At 38.0% G+C, this 18,675-nt stretch carries 18 protein-coding genes and 1 pseudogene; 18 read left to right on the forward strand and 1 reads right to left on the reverse strand.

Translation table 11 applies throughout. The features are described 5' to 3' along the window. Nucleotides 1-189: 189 nt before the first annotated feature. A pseudogene (locus IPU53_RS06750) lies at nucleotides 190-525 on the forward strand (DUF6892 domain-containing protein); the annotation flags it as partial. A 289-nt stretch (nucleotides 526-814) separates the two neighbouring features. Here IPU53_RS06750 and IPU53_RS06755 read toward each other — a convergent pair. Then, nucleotides 815-1,408: a TetR/AcrR family transcriptional regulator gene (locus IPU53_RS06755; RefSeq protein WP_207449183.1), complete on the reverse strand. Its 594-nt coding sequence runs from the start codon at nucleotides 1,406-1,408 to the stop codon at nucleotides 815-817. Nucleotides 1,409-1,670: 262 nt separating this feature from the next. Here IPU53_RS06755 and IPU53_RS06760 point away from each other — a divergent pair, with 262 nt between their 5' ends. The 17 genes from IPU53_RS06760 (at nucleotide 1,671) to IPU53_RS06840 (ending at nucleotide 18,616) form a co-directional block, all read left to right on the forward strand. Beyond that, nucleotides 1,671-3,218 (forward strand): class I adenylate-forming enzyme family protein, encoded by a 1,548-nt coding sequence (locus tag IPU53_RS06760; protein WP_207449185.1) that lies wholly within the window; start codon nucleotides 1,671-1,673, stop codon nucleotides 3,216-3,218. Between the two features lie 4 nt (nucleotides 3,219-3,222). Beyond that, nucleotides 3,223-3,657, forward strand: a complete 435-nt coding sequence (locus IPU53_RS06765; protein WP_207449187.1) for a PaaI family thioesterase — start codon at nucleotides 3,223-3,225, stop codon at nucleotides 3,655-3,657. Between the two features lies 1 nt (nucleotide 3,658). After that, the gene (locus tag IPU53_RS06770; protein ID WP_207449189.1) at nucleotides 3,659-4,444 is read left to right on the forward strand and encodes a VOC family protein; all 786 of its coding nucleotides are present in this window, start codon (nucleotides 3,659-3,661) and stop codon (nucleotides 4,442-4,444) included. Beyond that, entirely contained in the window at nucleotides 4,441-5,427 is a 987-nt protein-coding gene (locus IPU53_RS06775; protein ID WP_207449191.1) for a zinc-binding dehydrogenase, read from the forward strand. The genes IPU53_RS06770 and IPU53_RS06775 overlap by 4 nt, the downstream gene beginning before the upstream one ends. Before the next feature lie 284 nt (nucleotides 5,428-5,711). Then, the gene (locus tag IPU53_RS06780; protein ID WP_207449549.1) at nucleotides 5,712-6,479 is read left to right on the forward strand and encodes an ABC transporter permease; all 768 of its coding nucleotides are present in this window, start codon (nucleotides 5,712-5,714) and stop codon (nucleotides 6,477-6,479) included. A 22-nt stretch (nucleotides 6,480-6,501) separates the two neighbouring features. Further along, complete coding sequence (locus IPU53_RS06785) at nucleotides 6,502-7,485, forward strand: ABC transporter substrate-binding protein (protein ID WP_207449193.1); 984 nt, start codon at nucleotides 6,502-6,504, stop codon at nucleotides 7,483-7,485. A 2-nt stretch (nucleotides 7,486-7,487) separates the two neighbouring features. Then, nucleotides 7,488-8,264: an ABC transporter ATP-binding protein gene (locus IPU53_RS06790; RefSeq protein WP_207449195.1), complete on the forward strand. Its 777-nt coding sequence runs from the start codon at nucleotides 7,488-7,490 to the stop codon at nucleotides 8,262-8,264. 455 nt (nucleotides 8,265-8,719) lie between these two features. Continuing rightward, nucleotides 8,720-9,184, forward strand: a complete 465-nt coding sequence (locus IPU53_RS06795; RefSeq protein ID WP_207449197.1) for a DinB family protein — start codon at nucleotides 8,720-8,722, stop codon at nucleotides 9,182-9,184. Nucleotides 9,185-9,307: 123 nt separating this feature from the next. Beyond that, entirely contained in the window at nucleotides 9,308-10,279 is a 972-nt protein-coding gene (locus IPU53_RS06800) for an alpha/beta fold hydrolase (RefSeq protein WP_207449199.1), read from the forward strand. Nucleotides 10,280-10,292: 13 nt separating this feature from the next. Then, on the forward strand, nucleotides 10,293-11,042 hold the full coding sequence (locus IPU53_RS06805) for a MerR family transcriptional regulator (protein ID WP_207449201.1): 750 nt from the start codon (nucleotides 10,293-10,295) through the stop codon (nucleotides 11,040-11,042). Between the two features lie 30 nt (nucleotides 11,043-11,072). Continuing rightward, a complete protein-coding gene (locus IPU53_RS06810) occupies nucleotides 11,073-12,059 on the forward strand; it encodes a zinc-dependent alcohol dehydrogenase family protein (protein WP_207449203.1) in 987 nt (328 codons plus the stop codon). Nucleotides 12,060-12,282: 223 nt separating this feature from the next. Continuing rightward, nucleotides 12,283-12,906 carry a hydrolase gene (locus IPU53_RS06815; RefSeq protein ID WP_207449205.1) on the forward strand — a complete coding sequence of 208 codons (624 nt, stop codon included), beginning with the start codon at nucleotides 12,283-12,285 and terminating at the stop codon, nucleotides 12,904-12,906. 75 nt (nucleotides 12,907-12,981) lie between these two features. Continuing rightward, entirely contained in the window at nucleotides 12,982-13,980 is a 999-nt protein-coding gene (locus IPU53_RS06820; protein ID WP_207449207.1) for an NADPH:quinone oxidoreductase family protein, read from the forward strand. Between the two features lie 219 nt (nucleotides 13,981-14,199). Next, nucleotides 14,200-14,577 (forward strand): hypothetical protein, encoded by a 378-nt coding sequence (locus IPU53_RS06825; RefSeq protein ID WP_207449209.1) that lies wholly within the window; start codon nucleotides 14,200-14,202, stop codon nucleotides 14,575-14,577. An 8-nt stretch (nucleotides 14,578-14,585) separates the two neighbouring features. After that, nucleotides 14,586-16,745, forward strand: a complete 2,160-nt coding sequence (locus IPU53_RS06830; RefSeq protein ID WP_207449211.1) for a right-handed parallel beta-helix repeat-containing protein — start codon at nucleotides 14,586-14,588, stop codon at nucleotides 16,743-16,745. A 172-nt stretch (nucleotides 16,746-16,917) separates the two neighbouring features. After that, nucleotides 16,918-17,421 carry a DinB family protein gene (locus IPU53_RS06835; protein ID WP_207449213.1) on the forward strand — a complete coding sequence of 168 codons (504 nt, stop codon included), beginning with the start codon at nucleotides 16,918-16,920 and terminating at the stop codon, nucleotides 17,419-17,421. Nucleotides 17,422-17,845: 424 nt separating this feature from the next. After that, on the forward strand, nucleotides 17,846-18,616 hold the full coding sequence (locus tag IPU53_RS06840; protein WP_207449215.1) for an AraC family transcriptional regulator: 771 nt from the start codon (nucleotides 17,846-17,848) through the stop codon (nucleotides 18,614-18,616). Nucleotides 18,617-18,675: the final 59 nt, after the last annotated feature.

Raw genomic sequence — 18,675 nt, forward strand, 5'->3', positions numbered from 1 at the left:
CTATAAAATTGTCGCTTGTGGATAAGTCTAACAGGATGGATTGGCGTCCAGCTTCAGCGCCTAGTGACTAGCAAACTTTCGGTTTCTTCCTACAATAAGTCAACATCAGTTCGCCTTCTAGGCTCACTGTGTTTCCTTTATCTCGTCAGAACCCTAAAAAGTTTGTACGTCACTGAACAGGCGCTTGCGCTTTTGTTCCAAGAATTAAATGAGCTGAAAAATAAGTATGTAGACGATTTCGAATGGTACGTTGATGCTGAGCCCATTGCTGAAATCATGAATTACTTAGAAACATTGGTCTTGGAAGAAGATGATTTAAACAAGGTTGAACAGCTTATATTTGATGGTGGTCATGAAATTTACCATATCCTCAAACCAGATTGGGATGGAGAGGATAATTTGTTTGAAGTTGCATCGATTGAAGGGTTTCAGCATTTGAAAAATTTAAAAACAATTGTTTATGTTTCAACGTGTAGTCCAGAGGTATTGAAGCCTTTTGAAAAAGCCGGGATTGAAATTCGTTAGTAGTGCGTGTTCAAAACGAGGAACTAAAGGCACTGACCTAAGCATCTGTAAAAAAACGGTTTACCAGCCAGTACAAAAAAATGGTGATCGTACTCACAATCAAAAATGAAATAATTTCTGAAAAAAAGCCACATTTCAATTAAAGAATGCGGCTTTTGACTGTAAAGAATATTTAATTACCGACGCTTAAATGGGACATTAGCTTGTGGGGAAATAAAATTATTGATAAGGAGCTTGATCTCATCGCATGTTTGTCGCTTACATATCGCTTTATACATACAAACACGCCTTAAATAGACTTGTGAACAATCTGTGTATACTCTAAAGCAAATTCGTGAGGAGTATATTGGTGTTTATATTGAAGCCAATTGTTCACCATGCTAACGATTGTGTTTGTTAGAAAGCACTTGAAAATTTTACTTGGTCCGCTATGTTCCAGACTAGCATAAGCAGAGTCGCCAAGATAGCTAATTACCGATTCCTCTATTAAGCGAGCAAATGATTTGGTGAATACTTTTGTATCATCATGTGCAAGGAGCAATTTGTAACTCGCGGCATTTTCATTTACATGAAGCAGTATGTGATAAAAACAAGGATCAACTTTTAGTGCTTCTTTTTCATTCATAAATGTAAATGGATGTTTATTTAAAACAGTGCTAAAAAGCTCAAGCTTTCCTTTAATCAACTGGTTGAACAGATCGAATTTGTCAACATAATGACTGTAAAATGTTGAGCGGTTAATCATGGCTAAATCACAAATTGCTCTTACTGTAATATTGTCAAAGGAGTTTTCTGCTAACAATGTTAACAGTGCGTCGTTGATAAAAGCTCTCGTCTTGAGTACTCTCCGATCAATATCATACGAATATTGTTGTTCTTCCAAAAAAATCACTCTCCCCTGCATTATCCTAAAACCCATTATTCATACCAGAATATAATGAAATGAGTAATAAGTAAATAGAAAAATAGAAAAAAATAATCAAATATTAAGAAAGTGTACTGTTAATCAACAATTATCGATTTTATGTTGTTTAAACAATTGATTTTAAAATAATGATGGTACAAATGATGATGACCCGATGATAGAATAGCAACATATCCGATGTAAATAGAGGGAATTAAGGTGCTAGACAGGAGGGGAACGATTGAATAACAAGACAGGGAATTTTGGAGAACTATTTACAGAAGCAGTTAAGCAAACACCAAATAAGATTGCGGTCATTGATTATGAAGCTCGTTTAACCTACAAAGAGTTGAATGCAAGATCAAACCAAGTGGCTTCATTTTTGCAGTCTTTAGGGGTAAAAAAAGGGGATCGGGTTTCCTTACTTCTTCCAAATGATTTTCGTTTTATCGAAATTGTATATGGAACGATGAAATTAGGCGCGATACCTGTACCCATCAATATAAAATTACCACCATCAATTATTTCCTATATTCTAGAGGATAGTGAAGCGACCATCTTGTTTTGTCATCATTCGTTACTTGACGTTTTACACAATTTGGATCTAGAAAGAAAAGTGAATGTTATTCAAATTGGAGGTACACAAAGAAAGGATATTTATTACTATGATTCACTTCTAGGCGAGTATTCTACCAATTTTGAAACAAAGCCGGTTAATGATCATGATACATGCCTTTTGCTGTACACATCAGGATCAACAGGAAAGCCCAAAGGTTGTCTTCTTACTCATGGTGGGCAGTATTGGAATGCTGAAGCTCTCCGCGAGGTGCGTGAATTAAATTCAAGTGAGCGATTGCTTATTTTTGCTCCGTTGTATCATGCGAATGCGCTAGTTAATATACAAAGTACGCTGTTTGCAGGTGGATCAGTCGTTATTTTACCGAAAGTGGATGCTACGACGATTTTTGAAGCAATTGAGCGTGAGCAAGTAACTTTTATGACTGCTGTGCCAGCTATTTATAAAATGCTCTTAAGTTATTATCGCGACAATAAGGGACATAACTTATCAAGTCTTCGATTCTTATTATGCGGTTCTTCAGAACTTGCACAAGAGGTTGTGATCGAACTTGAGAAACAATTTAATGTGAGTGTTTTAGAAAGCTATGGGCTGACAGAAGGTGGTCCGGTTGTTTTTTCTTCACGAAGAACGAGTCAAACCGGGCAACGCCCATTTTTAGAGGCATTACCTGGTGTTCAGGTCCAAATCGTTGATGACGAAAAACCCCTCGCAACAAATAAAATTGGTGAACTTTGGGTGAAAAGTCCAGGTGTTGCAAAAGGCTACTGGAAATTACCAAAAGTAACAGCCGAACGTTTTACGGATGAAGGCTGGCTGAAAACCGGTGATCTCGCAAGAATCGATGAAAACGGTCATGCCTATATTGCTGGAAGGAAAGACGATATGATTAGCGTTGGCGGCGAGAATACATATCCAAAAGAGGTTGAAAATGTTTTGCTCAAGCATTCAAGTGTCCGTGATGTGATTGTGACTGCGATTCCTCATCACCTAAAAGGCCAAGTGCCTATCGCTGTTGTTGAATGTCGAACAGGTCACTCGATCACTGAGAAGGAATTACAGGATCATTTCTTTGAGCATGGGCCAGTGTACGCTTATCCAAGACATATATTCTTTCTTGAATCATTGCCTCTAGCTGGTACAGGAAAAGTCGATAAAGTTTTATTAAAACAATACGTCGATGATCAATTAAAGAAAATAAAGGAGGACTAATGAAATGTCAGATTTGAAAGCAGAGATTCAACAAAGATTAAAACATGCTCCATTTAATAAATTTCTCAATATTGAAGTGCTAGAGGTTGACGACACTTATTTAAAGGCAAAGCTCCCTTTTCAAGAAATCTTCCAAGCTGGCTCTGAAGAAAGAGGTTGGTATATTCATGGGGGAGTCATTGCTTCATTCATAGATGTTATTGGTGATTATGTCTTTGTTCCAGCCTATGGACAGCCATTGCCTACAGTTGACTTAAGGATTGATTACCTGCGAGCAGCTAAAGCAGAGGATTTATATGCCGAGGCTACACTTGTAAAAGGGGGGCGTGCTTTAGGAGTAAGTGACATTAAAGTAACTAATGATAATCAACGTGAAATAGCTATTGGTCGAGGGGTTTATAGCACACAAGGTGCAACGAAGCGTGCTGAGAAGAAATAAGATGAACTATCAATTTGATCATATCATTCATTATGTAGCCAGCCCAGAAAAAACGTTGGAGACTGCAAAAGCATTTGGACTTCACGCGGTTGAAGGTGGCCGTCATGAAACAAGAGGAACATACAATGCACTTTGCTACTTTGATTTAAGTTACATTGAATGGATTGGTATTTTTAATCAACAGCTAGTAGACGAAAAACATGTGCCGCTAAGCGTCATCTCAAGTATTAAAGAATCTGATTATACAGAAGGTATTGTAAGGCTTGCGCTACGTACGACGCAAATTGAAAAAGATGCGCAATTGTTTAGAGAAAAGGGGCTTGAAGTCATTGGGCCTATTGATGCGAAAAGGCGTCGTCCAGATGGAGAATTGATTTATTGGAAGCAACTTTATATAAATGATCCTACTATAGAAGTGCGCCTGCCCTTCCTTATTGAGTGGCAAGAGCCTGATAGGGAAAGACGTGAATCTCTACAAAGACAATCTATTATTGCTGAACATAAGCTAGGCTCATTGAAATTGCAAGAAATCCGGATTCCGGTTTCTGATTTAACTTGTGCAAAACAATGGGGAGATATATTTCATTTAAAACAGGAAACAGAAAAAAGTGAGGTTCGTCTTCGATTGGATGGTGGAGATATCGTTTTTCATCGTTCAGAAAAAAAGGAAGATGAGTCATACGAAGTTTTGTTACAGAATGCAACGGTTGATGCTAGTACCACTATTTTTGGTGCCACATATAGAAGTTTACAAAAAAATGAGAGTAGAAAGAGGGATGAAAAATGAAAGCAGCACTTATTACTGAAAATGGAAGTCTTGATAAAGTCGTGATTGGAGAGCACCCTAAACCGGAAGTTGGAGCAGATGATGTCATTGTAAAAGTAAAAGCGGTTAGCTTAAACCACTTAGATATCTTTGTTCGTAGAGGGATGCCTGGTCAAAGAAAGAAACCACCATTTCCTCATATTTCTGGAGGAGATGTGGCTGGTTTCATTGATACAATTGGTGAAAATGTTGAAGGTCTTCAAGTTGGTGATCGTGTCCTGATTGATCCGAAAATTGCTGGCTACGGGGCACTAGGTGAAGATTTACAAGGTGGGTTAGCTGAGTTTGTTAAAGTCCCAGCAGTAAATATCATTCCACTGCCTGAGAATATTTCATTTGAGGATGCAGCAGCTCTTCCTATTGCCTATGGAACTGCTTGGAAAATGTTAATCAATCGAGGAGAGTTAAAAGCCAATGAAACGGTCCTTATTTTAGGGGCAAGTGGTGGTGTAGGAAATGCACTTGTTCAAATTGCAAAAATTGCTGGTGCGAATATCATTGCTGCTGCAGGTTCAGAAGAAAAACTAGAAAAATTAAAAGAATTAGGTGCGGATCATGTCATTAATTACAATGAAGAAGACTTCTCTCGGAAGACATGGCAAATTACGAAAAAACAAGGCGCTGATGTAGTAGTTGACTACACTGGAGAGGCGACCTGGCCAAAAAGCATTCTTGCTACTAAAAAAAGAGGGCGGATTTTGACTTGTGGGGCCACGACTGGTTTTAATGCTGTGACAGATTTACGCTATGTGTGGAAACGCGAAATCTCAATTATTGGCTCAACTAGTTGGGAGAGAAGAGATTTAGAGATTCTATTAGAGCTTGTTGAAAGTGGAAAGCTTAAACCAATCATTGATCGAATCCTTCCTTTAGAAGAGGCGAGAGAAGCTCATCGTTTAATGGAAGAACGTGAAATCTTCGGAAAACTTATTTTACAGCCTTAAAGCGAGACTGCTGTCAGTGGGAGTAGGCTACAAACTACGGGCTGTAGATCATGCAGACAAGGATATACAAATGTAGCGGATTAAGTCTGTATCTTCTTCCCCACTGATGGTTAGCGGGATTTATCGGGGCGTTAACTCCACTATCCCCCACACTTAGACTTTTTGGTATTTCATGTCTTGGGGGACTACGGACGGTGGCGCTGGGATAAATGCTTCGACCGGAAGGCGGTGACTCTGCCTTCCGGTTTGTTCTATTACTAATTTTGAATCTAGATGGAAGGAGAATGTCGGTGAATGGAAAAGTATGGGGTAATCGTTTAGCACAAATTATCTTTCTCCTCATCTTACTAGGAAGCTGTGAATGGGTTGTCCGCTCTGGTCTTATTAGTACACTTTATTTAGCAGCACCTACAGAGGTCATTCGTGTGTTTGTTTCTTACTTCACCACTGAGCCTATCTTTACGGATATTTATGTGACCCTTTCTGAGTACTTTGCTGGGTTTGCAATTGCGATTGTTATTGGAGTTGGTGGAGGCGTTTTTCTTGCGATTATTCCAAAACTAGAAAGATTTAGCTCTCCTTACTTGGCGGCATTAATGGCGATACCGAACGTAACACTGATTCCACTGCTTACGTTATGGCTTGGGATTGGGCTAACACAAAAAACAATGATTGTAATACTCTTTTGTGTCTTTCCAATATTGTTTAATACATTGGCTGGTGTTAAGGAGACGGAAGAAAATCATTTAAAGGTAGCGAGAGTCTTTGAAGCTTCAAAATGGCAAATTATTACAAAGGTATTGATACCTTCAGCCATTCCGACTATTTTTGCTAGTTTCCGTCTTGCGGCGGCAAGTGGGTTAGTCGGTGCGCTGTTTGGTGAAATGCTTGCATCACGAGCAGGGATTGGAAACTTACTTACAAAAGCAGTCTCGCTATATAATACGGCAGATGTGTTTGCTTTAATTACGCTGGTCACATTAATATCCGTGTTGAATATCGCGATTATTAACCTGATCGAGAAAAAACTGTTTTTGCGTGGAAGTCATTAAGAGGTCATGGGAGGTTAGGAAGATGACTTTGAAGCAGATAATTATAGCAATTGGACTTATTTTGTTGCTATCAGGATGTGTGGGAGAAAAATCAACGGGAGAAAACAAGGACGGATCTTTACAAACCGTACGCTTTGCGGGATTTGCTGGGATCAATGGATTACCCATTCACTACGGAATTGAAAAAGGTTTTTTTGAAGATGAAGGACTAAGTATTGAGTTTGTCGATACAGAGGATCAAATAGCTGCGCTTGCTAGTAACGAAGTTGATATTGCAGAAGCATCGACAACCAATGCAATTATTGGGGCGGGAAGAGAAGTCCCATTGAAAATTATATCGTCGATGTATCGCACAAAAGGCCCTTTTTATTTAATTAGTCAACCAAATATAGAAACAGTTGAAGACCTAAAAGGAAAAACAGTCGGTATTGCTCGAAACGGAATAGGAATGGAACTCTACACACGTGAGATCTTAAAGCAGCACGGAATAGGAGAAGATGATGTAACGTTACTTGCTAACGGACGTCATCAAGATGCGTATTCAAGCCTATTAAATAAACAAGTAGATGCCACGATTATCCATGAACCGTTTGCTTCTTTAGGGGAACTTTCAGGTGAAGCAAGGCTGCTTGCGAATGGTTGGGATTATTTACCGTCTTTTCATACAGGTGTTGTGACAGCACATGTTGATTTTATTGACTCTGATCCAGAGGTGATCACAAAGTTTTTGCGGGCATATTTTAAATCAAATGAATATGCAAAAGAAAACCTAGACGAATATTTAGAATATGTCGGTGAAAATGTCGATATTGAAGCAGATGTACTTCAAATGGTATTCGAACGAGAAGAGCCGATTTGGGAGAACGAACCGCAGCTTGATTTAGATGCACTACAATACACCCAAGAAATTCAGCTTGAATATGGCTTTCAAGACGAAATTTATGATGTTGAAAAATTCATCGATTCACGTTTTATATCTGATCTAGACGAAGAAAAGGAGGAGTAACCATGTCGGTTTTCTCTATTGAACATCTATCAAAGACATATCAATCAGGTGCGGAAACAACGACAACTTTAAGAGATATTAATTTAACAATCAACAGTAATGAATTTATTTGTATAATTGGTCCTAGTGGTTGCGGCAAAAGTACGCTCCTTGAGATACTTGGTGGATTACGAACGGTTTCAGCAGGTGAGGTTCATTTTCAAGGGAAACCATTAGAGAAACCATCGAAACGAATTGGTGTTATCTTTCAAGATGCATCCTTGTACCCTTGGAGAACAATCGAACAAAATGTTGGTATTGGTCTTGAAATGAGGGGAGTAAAGAAAAAGGATAGAAGAGAAGCTATTCATTCATATTTGGATATGGTTGGGCTAAATGGTTTTGCTACAAATTATCCACACCAATTATCAGGTGGAATGAAACAGCGAGCAGGTATCGCAAGAGCACTTGTGAACGATCCTGATGTCCTTTTAATGGATGAGCCATTTGGAGCTCTAGATCATTTAACAAGGCTTTCCATGCAGGATGACCTGCTGCAAATTTGGTCAAAGGAAAAAAAGACAGTTGTTTTTGTCACTCATGATGTAGCGGAAGCTGTTTTCCTAGCAGACCGTGTCGTACTTATGAGTCCTCGACCAGGAAAGGTCAAAGAAATTTTTTCGATTAAACAGCAACGACCAAGAAATCGTGATGATGAGCAATTACTTAAATTACAATCCAAAATTTATGAAAGTATAAATCGAGCAAAAGAAAAAATAATGCCTGAGTATTCAATTTGATCCATGTATCCCCGGAAGGGATGGAGAATCACTGGAGTATGTTAGGAGCACATCTTGAACTATCTCCTTTTGCTAGACAAAAAACAATGAAGTTTCGGACTGGATCCAGTATGGGTTTCGGTCTTTTTTTAAAAAGTAAACTAAAAGAAACTATAAAATTGTCGCTTGTGGATAAGTGTTTACCTTGCGGTTGGTGTCTAGCTCCAGGCGCCATCGGCTCGAGGTCAAATAACCTGAGCCAATGAAAGGCAAAGAACGCCTTTCTTTGTCTCAGAACATTTGCTTGTCGCCGATAGGCGGGCGCCTTGCGCTTTTCTTGTTTTTTTCTTCAACGATAAGAGGAAGATGAATGACGGTTCGCAAAGCCAAAGAGTTTGACTGTCGGAACTAACGTTCTATAATGTAATTAGATTTAGTTATGGAAGTATGAAAAGGATTTTGTTAAGGAGGAGCATATGAACTGTGCAGCTGCATTACATCAAATTGAGATAGCAGTGGAAACCATCATTCAAATCATCGGCACTTTAGCAGAAGAAGATGTACAGAAAAGACCTACAGCCGATAAGCATTCAATTGGAGAGTTATTAGAACATTTAGCTGTCATTTGTGAAGCTGATCGGCGGATAGCACAGGAAGTAACACAAGCAGAAATGGAAGAATTTTATACAGGCGTTTCTTATAAAACATTAACCTCTATTAAGGCAGGTTTGCTTACAAATTTTAAAGCATTAAAAAATGAGTATCTGAATTTATCTGAGGAAGAACTCAAGCAAGAAACAACTTCTTATTGGGGTGTGACGTACACTCGATATGAATGGCTGCTAGAGATATTAGCCCATATTTATCACCATCGAGGCCAATTACATGCCATGCTTGTTCACTGTTACCAACAAGATCCGAACATCATGCTGTTTGAATAAAGTAATTTATTTTAAAGTGAAAAATATTCACCTATCAAATGTAATCTCTTTTTTCCCTTCTTTCTTTGCTCTTGCATATAACGTTACGTCATACGTTATAGTAAAGTTGAAAGGAGGAGAAAAATGAAACGGAAAAAAACATGGATAACTTGTATTGGTATTCTAGTGATGTTGATCTTAGCCTTTTTTCTCTTTAAGGATGATGGTTCGATGAGTCATTTTGTTAGTATTGAGGGGCATAAAGAATTTGCTAAAGCTTATGATGAAGCAATGGAAGATCTGCCAGAACCAATCGAATCCAAAAAGATCAGTACTGACTTTGGTGAGGTACAGCTTTATAAATTTCAAGAAAATGACACAGGCGGTAAAACGCCAGTGATGCTACTCCCTGGAAAGGGCTCTTCTACACCAATGTGGGAACCAAATTTACGCTATTTTCTAGAATACCGTCCTGTTTACACGCTTGATTTACTTGGAGAACCAGGATTAAGCACAGAAACAAAACGCATAGAATCGGCAGAGGACCAAGCTATCTGGTTAAAACAAGTACTAGAGCAGTTGCCGGAATCAGACATCCACTTATTGGGTTTATCATTTGGTGGATGGAGTGCAACTAATGTAGCGCTCAAGTATCCAAATAAAATTCAGTCACTGATCTTAGTAGACCCCGTATATGTGTTTGGACCCATCCCGTTCAAAATGATCGTCGCATCTATCCCTGCCAGTGTGCCTCTTGTACCGAAACCGATTAGGGAGACTATGCTTAGCTATATCTCAGGTGGGGTAGATGTTGATCAGAGTGATCCGACTGCTAATTTAATTGAAACGGGTATGCGGACATACAAAAGTAAATTGCCAATGCCAGAAAAAATCAATCCGGAACAATTAGCAGAATTAGAGATGCCTGTACTCGGTATTTTGGCAGGAGAATCCACTATGCATCACAGTGAAAAATCGTATCAAAGGGGTGTCGATTCTTTAAAAGACCCTGACAGTGAGATGGTGGTATTTGCAGATGCCTCTCATGCGATTAATGGAGAATATCCTGTAGAATTGGTAAAAACAATTGAAAAATTTTTAGGGCAACTCAAATAAAAAGGATGAGTTTATGGGAAAGAAATATTCTGTTAAAGAAATGAGCGAACTGTCAGGCGTCACTCCTCGAACAATCCAGTATTATGATAATGAGGGGATTTTAAAAGCAAAAAGAAACGAACGAGGACATAGGGTCTATACTGAAAAACAACTCTATTTACTTGGACAGATTACATTTTTTAAAGCGATTGGTTTTTCTTTAAGTGAGATTAAAGAACAGTTGGTTACTGATGTAGAGGATAAAGATATAAAAGGGATTCTCGATTATCAGGAGTCAGTGCTTTACTCACAAAAAGAAAGGACTCAGGCCAAACTGGATGGAGTAGCGGTAGTAAAAGAATTAATAAATAAAGGATACGAAACACCATGGGAATTGTTAGCTTATTTGATGAGGTCTTTGAATGAAGTAGAGATGCTTACTTGGAAAAAATACAAATTTACGGAGGAGGAATCGAAGTTATTTCAACAAGTATTCTCATCTGAAAAAGTGATTTTAGATTTTTACAATACCTTTAGAAAATTATCATTGCAAGCAGCTGCTTATAAGGCCTCAAAGGTCCCAATTGAGTCGACTTTAGCCGAGTCATTAGCGAATGAATGGCAAGAAATGGTTCGAAAAGCGACAAATGATGATGAACAAATTCTCAATGCATTTCAATCTGTTGATCAAAATAGAGAACAATGGAATGCAGGGGAACGTCTTCTCATTAAGAAAGCAGAAGATTATTTAGAAGCAGTTTTAGAGTACTACCAGATTAATTAGCGGAAAAGAAAGATGAAGGAGGTATACTATTTGGATGCAAAATGTATTAAATTCTATGAATTTGGTAGACCTGAAGATGTGTTTAAAGTTGAATATCAAAGTATCGCACTCCCGAAAGATAATGAGGTTCGTGTACGTATGTTGTCAAGACCCATTAATCCCTCTGATTTAATTCCTATCACTGGAGCTTATTCTCACAGAATTGTTTTACCAAATATCCCTGGTTATGAAGGAATCGGAATTGTTGAAGCGGTAGGTTCTTTCGTTTCTAAAAGTTTGATTGGTCAACGTGTTTTACCCCTGCGTGGTGAAGGAACATGGCAAGAATTTGTGAAAACATCAGCCCAATTTGCTGTCCCCATTCCAGATTCAATTGATGATATAACAGCAGCCCAACTATATATTAATCCAGTCACTGCATGGGTGATTTGTAAGGAGGTTTTAAACCTAAGAACGAATGATTGTTTAGTGATGAACGCTGGTGGTTCTGCGATCGGGCGTATTTTCGCCCAATTAGCGAGGATTTCCGGTTTTCGATTTATCGCGGTTATGAGGAATGATACATATACAGAGGAATTACTTAAACTTGGTGCTTCTGATGTGATCGATACTGCGAAAATGCCACTCTATGAAACCATCATGGATTTAACCAATGGAATGGGAGCAACAGCTGCGATTGATTCGATCGGAGGGACGGCCGGGAATGATTTGGCCTTCTGCGTACGTCCGAATGGGAATTTTCTTACCATCGGTCTTTTATCCGGGATCCAAGTCAATTGGGGAGATATTGTCAACAAAGCAAAAGTGAATGCGAACATGTTTCATTTACGTCATTGGAATCATAAAGTTTCAGTTGATCAATGGCAAAGAACGTTGAGAAGTGTAATAAAACTAGTAGAAAATCAGCAATTACGCTTGATGAAGGCTGATGCACAGTATGATTTATTTGACGTGAAAAAAGCAGTTGAAGCTGTAAATAGTAGTAAAGGGAAAGTGTTTCTTTCGAGTCGTTTTTAGCAAGGAAATTAGAGCGATCTTTACTGAAGAAACTCATGGTGAAAGTAGATTTTTTAGTAACTATAAGATGTGAAGGAAAAGTCGTGTTCTGAAAATCATTATCAAAGCTATAGAGAATACGAAGTGGTTGGAGATGAGATAGTAAAGAAGAGCCCACTGATAGTAATCTTTATGTTACACTTGCATTGTCAGAATTTAATGAATGGTGATAGGAGGAGGACGAATGGGCTCAAGAATCATGCATTCGATTATTGGACATAAAATGGCGAGGGCTTTATCGATAGAAGATAAAACATCCTTTTTGCTTGGAAGTGTGGCGCCAGACGCTGTTTTTTCACACGAAGAAAAAAACGCCTCTCATTTTTTTATAGGGGATGTCAAAGATTATTCAAGACGTGTAGATGAACAAGGATTTTTACATAAGTATTGTTCACATGTGGAAAATAAAAATGATTATGTAATCGGGTATTATGCCCATTTAATTGCAGATGATATTTGGCTCAGAGGCTTTAATCTTTCGTGGTTAAAGAACAGAATGGAAGCCGATGAAGGGTTATATACATTATACCATAATGACTTTCGCTTACTAAATGGGAAATTATTAGAACACTATGGTTTTACCAGTGAATTGAAAGAAACGTTCAGTCATTTTCCAGCGATTATAGACTTGGAAGAGGTTCAGTCCGAAGATGTGGAGAGATTCATTCCTTTTGTATTGGGCGACATGGATTACAATCCGGGAGACATTCATAAAGATCTCAATGTCTTTACATTTGACCAGATCGTTGGCTATATAGAGACAGCAGTTGAAGTGGGGATAGTCAAAATAAAGCCTCTCCTAACTTAAGGAATTTTTCTTAGTCATATTCTTTATGTGTCGATAGAATGTGACAATCCAATATAAACGAGTGGAGGTCGTATCATGGAAAATACATTCAAAGCTTTAGTAATAGAGCAAGAAAATGAAGGCTTAAATTTAGAGATCAAGGAAATTAACACCTCTTATTTACCAGATGATAATGTGTTAATTAAAGTGAAATATAGTGGTGTAAACTATAAAGATGGTCTTGCCGCTCACCCCGATGGGAAAATAGTGAATCAGTATCCTTTTATTCCAGGAATCGATTTAGCTGGAGAAGTTGTTTTATCAAAAGATGGACGCTATAAAGAAGGGGACGCCGTTATTGTAACGAGCTATGAATTAGGTGTTTCTCACTTTGGCGGCTATAGTGAGTATGCAAGTGTTCCTTCAGAATGGATTGTACCACTCCCATCAGGCTTAAGCTTAAGAGAAAGTATGATAATAGGAACAGCGGGTTTTACGGCTGCGTTATCTATTCAAAGACTAGAAGAGAACGGGTTGAAACCAGAACAGGGTTCTGTTCTTGTAACTGGTGCAACGGGTGGCGTAGGTAGTATTGCGATCGCTTTGTTGAAAAAGAAAGGTTATCATGTTGTAGCAAGTACGGGAAAATCATCTGAAGAAGCCTATCTACATCAACTAGGTGCAGATGAAGTCATCGATAGAGAAGCTGTTTACAACGGCTCGTTAAAAAATCTAAGCAAACAAAAATGGGCAGGAGCCATTGATCCGGTAGGAGGAGAACCGTTAGCCTCTCTACTAAGCCAAATAAAATACCGTGGCAGTGTTGCAGTAAGTGGTCTAACAGCAGGAGTAAAAGTCCCAACAACCGTGTTTCCATTTATATTACGAGGTGTCTCGTTACTGGGAATTGATTCAGTATATTGCCCGATGGAAGAACGGAAAAAAGTATGGGAGCGTTTAGCAACGGATTTAAAACCTGATAGGCTGAATGATTTTATTTTTAAGGAAGTTACATTAGAGGCATTGCCTAAACTGTTGCCTTCCATTCTTAAGGGGCAACATCATGGCAGGATTCTTGTAAATATAGGTGACTAATGTATAGAAGCGGTGCTGCATATATTTTCATAAACTATATGAACCGACTATGGTGAAGAGGAATGCAATTTTTTTGCATCCTCTCTTTTTATTAGGTGAGAAAATATATAACCACTTCTTTTCACTTTTCCCTCCAAAGGTTTTCAGATTCCTAGCATGATTAGCTAACTTCCTATATTATATCTACTATAATTACTTTCTGTGAAGAGGAGCAATGGGATGAAAAAGTCAGTAGTGGTAAAAAAATCTGGACTTTTAAATAGATATCGAACAATCCAACAAGGAATAGCTGCTGTTGAAGATGGTGGTATTGTTTATATCGAAAGTGGACAATATCAGGAGAACCTGTCAGTAGATAGCAGAAAAATCACCCTGATAGGACAAGGTAATGTTCTTATTACTGGAACAGAGAATTATCCTTTATTGAAGACTGTGGATGCAATCGTTAAGCTGCATGGGATTACTTTTCATCAGAATGGGCATGCAAATGCCATTTACGTGAAAGAAACATCAGTGATTGAAATAGAAGAGTGTACCATCGAAGGGGAGAATTATCCTGATGTCAAGACTCTAATCCAGCCCTTTGGATTGGATTAGAGTCTACGGTGAAGGTAAAAAATAGTACGCTGATCGGCCATACCTCCAATAGTGTATACATCCAAGAATCCGATGTCACACTAGAAAATTGCAATATAAAAGGATTTGGAATCTATGCTGGTTTAGAGAGCAAATTGACCACAGCAAAGATTAATATTAAAAATCCAAGTAGTTATGGTATCTATGCAAAAGCAGCCCGACTTCATTTGGAAACAACCAATATGACGGGCGGCGGTGTAGTTGTAATAATGGAAAATAGCCAAGGGTATATTCAAAATCTAACCAGCAATCATACATATCGTGATGTTTTTCGTATTGACAAAAGTGAGGTGACTATTGAAAAAGGAGAAATCAAGCACTTTTGTGAAATGAAAAGTGAGGATAATAAAGCTAGTTATCCAGGCATTTCGATTAAAAATAACTCATCTGTTAAAATTAAAGATTTCGATATTCATGATTCTCCTTTTGATGGGATTCAAGTTTACCAATCTCACTTAGAACTTTCCGATTCTACTATATCAAAGACCTTTATGGGCATATATATTCGCGAACAATCCACTGTAGAAATAGACAATTTAGAAGTCAATAAGACGGAATATAATGCGATAAGTATTGCAAATCAGTCAAAAGTTTCCATTCAAAATAGTACTTTTCATCAATGTGTGGAGAAACATGAAAAAAACTACCCTGTTATTTTTATGAAGGAGCAAGGCAGCCTTGCTATTGGGAAAACGGTGATCAAAGAATCTTCAAATGATGCCATCTATATCGCTGAACTACAGGATGCATATTTTCAAGACATTACCTTTGATGCTGTGAATACCGGTATTTACGCTCATAAATCAGTAGTAAACGCTGAGCAATTGACGATTAAGAATTGCTTAAAAAACGCACTTATTCTTTTTGATTGTCAAGCCGCCATTAGCAATAGTTATATCGAGAATAATAATATAGATAGTACCCCCACATATGAGCCAAACTCAGACGTACCAAAAGCAGTTGATGCGGCACTAGCAATTGCCAATTCAAAAGTGACGCTGAATAGTCTTGATATTATAGATAAAACGGCCTCGATTTCTTTACGTGAACGAAGCAAAGTCGAAGGAACATCACTTCGACTTTCAGGAGGCGTCTTCTCGCTAAATAGTGATTTAGAGGTATCCTTCTTATCATTTACAAACCTGGAAAAAGAGGCTATTCATTTCAAATTATTGATGGAATCCTCTGCAAAAGTGCAGTTTGATGATCCAGATATATCCATACTTCTGGCAAAGGATATTAATAGCTTTATGGAAACAAATTTAATACACCCGCCACACACGATTGTTCAGCATGATTTTGCTAGTAAGACTAGTCCGATGATGCCAACAAAAGAACCTATCCAAGTAGAGATGAACAATACTGAGCCTCAGCCGCCGGAAAAGCATCAGGTAGACAAATTGATTGGACCTATTGCTTACAAAGAAAGCATGCAGCAACTATTAAAAGAGATTTCGTTAGTGAAAATTCGCGCTACACTGGGGATCAAGTTACCACATCGTTGGTTGATGTTCTGGATACAAAAAGGAATGGACGACCTGCAACCATTTATCGAGCAGACCCATCATTTGCTTCAGCAAGTAGACTTATTTGGAGAAGAGGAGTATTATCGTTTGTCAACAATGGCAACATTTCAGGAATTAACTCAAATCAAAAAAGGGTTACTATGGATTGATCAAATGGAAAACTTGCAAAATGACCCAGACCTTGTAGAATTACTACGAAAAAAAGCAATGGACCCAGATGATGAAATCGTAATGATCTTTTCTGGAACAGAAGATAAAATCAACCAATTGCAGACCTACGCTCCTGAATTATGGGAGAAAATAAACGATCAGGTAACATTTAGTATTTATACTACAGAAGAAGTGGCAGAGATTGTCCGACAGAAACTTGTCACCCATCAATTTGTGTTTGATACATCCTTCTTGCGACAAGCAATTGAGGAAAATTATCCCAATCATACTGATGAAAGAATTAACAATTGGCCAGAAAAAATAGTAGAAGCTATTATTCAAGCACAATCCGAGCGCTTGTTAGAGGAAGGAAATCAACAACTTACGAAAGAGCAAATCGTGAGTTTAACACAAATGGATCTATTTAAAGGAGTAGTAGCAGCAGTTCTATAGGAGTAAAGGGAACTGGCGGTCAGTTACATTTTCGGACAATTTATATTGATATTTGATACCTATACGAATTTTTGATATTATTAGAAGAAGAACAAAAGTTCGATAACGCTGAGGTGTGCAAGGCGTTAGTAGCTTGTTAAAGTATATCAATGTAGTTATGGAGGGAATGTCAATGTATGTAACGATTGCAGACTTTGTTAGAGAATGGAATTGGGAGGCAACGCTAACTCAGAAGGTTCTGGAAGGTTTAACTGATGATTCATTGAATCAAAAAGTTTACCCAGAAGGTCGTACATTGGGAAGAATTGTTTGGCATTTTACAACAAATATTCCAGAGTATTTAGCACATTTCGGACTGAAAACAGATGAAATAGAAAATGCAAAAGATGTCCCTACCTCAGCTAAAGAAATTGCTGAAACATTTAAACATGTAAGTGCTTCTGCAATCAAAGCCATTGAAGAACAATGGAAGGACGAGTCTTTGAAGGAAGTGCAAACTGCATTTGGCAGAGAAGAAACAAATGCACAAATTTTTATGGGGCTAATTAAGCACATTATTCATCATCGTGGACAAGTTACAATTCTTATGCGTCAAGCAGGAATCAAACCTTTTGGAGTGTATGGACCACCAAAAGAAGATTGGATTCAGTTAGGTGTGGAAAATCCACCCATTTAATAGTATTACGAACAAACTCGTTAGGAATTCGAATGGGAAATCCAATAGATATAGGGTTTCCCTTAATTTTGGCCTTTTATCTACACTAAAGTTAATAGAGATGTTTGGTATTGTTACATGAACCTTTGTATCCGTTTGTGGAACCGCATCCATGGGAATTAGAACTTTTTAATACTGCGAGGAAATGGAGAAGGGATACTCAATCAGTGTGTGGAAAATCTACATTAAAGTAACTCTATGTAATGGAGATATGTTAACGAGTATAAATGTAGAGGCAAAAAATATGGTGAATTATTTATCTACTTTAGTGTTTGATTTAGAAGTCTGTATCCAAAAGGTGTAATATAGTTTTCAACCTAATCAAGAGCATCCATATCTATAATTGAAAAAATGAAATCTCTTAACCATGGAGGAAAAAGATAAAATGAACTTCGAAATAGATGAGACCATCGCTTATATTCATCAACACATGGATGAACCGCTTTCTCTTTCCAGGTTAGCGGATCATGCGGCATATAGCCCCTATCATTTTTCGCGTATTTTTAAAGAAAAAATGGGTCTTACACCACATTACTATGTGGCTTCATTAAGAATTCAGAGGGCTAAAGATTTATTATTGCATACAGATTTAACGGTTCGCGATATAGGAATGGAAATTGGACAACAAAGCTTAGGTACCTTTACAACTCGGTTCACTGAAAGGGTGGGCATGACGCCAACTCAATTTAGAAAATCCCCCATGCAAGTCAGCACATATTTACAATCATTAAAAAACCTGAACGCCTGGCCACACAAGTCTATTCTTGAATCTCAATATAATAGAGTGAAAGGAACGATAGAAGCGGAGAGTTCATTTCAGGGTGTGATTTTAGTTGGTTTATTCACAAAACCGATACCCGAAGGATTACCTCAATATGGAACAGTACTAACTTCATTATCCTCTTTCAGCTTTACAGACGTCCGACCAGGCACTTATTATTTAATGGCAACTGCCTTGTCTTGGGAGATGAAATCAAGTGAAATTCTCGTGCCACATCAAACCTTACGTGCAAAAATAGAACACCCGATTATAGTTGGGGCTAATAAGGCTATACCTCATCAACGACTTATACTCCGTGGACCCCGCCTCGATGATCCACCGATTCTTATTTCTTTACCGCTTTTAATGGAAAACTTTTTAAAACAAAGGGAATAGCAAAATATAAGAAATTATCCTCTTTCTATCGTGCTAGAATGCAAACAAGATATTTAAAT

This window comes from Bacillus sp. SD088 (genome assembly GCF_017355205.1).
In the GTDB taxonomy this organism is placed as follows: domain Bacteria; phylum Bacillota; class Bacilli; order Bacillales; family Bacillaceae_C; genus Lederbergia.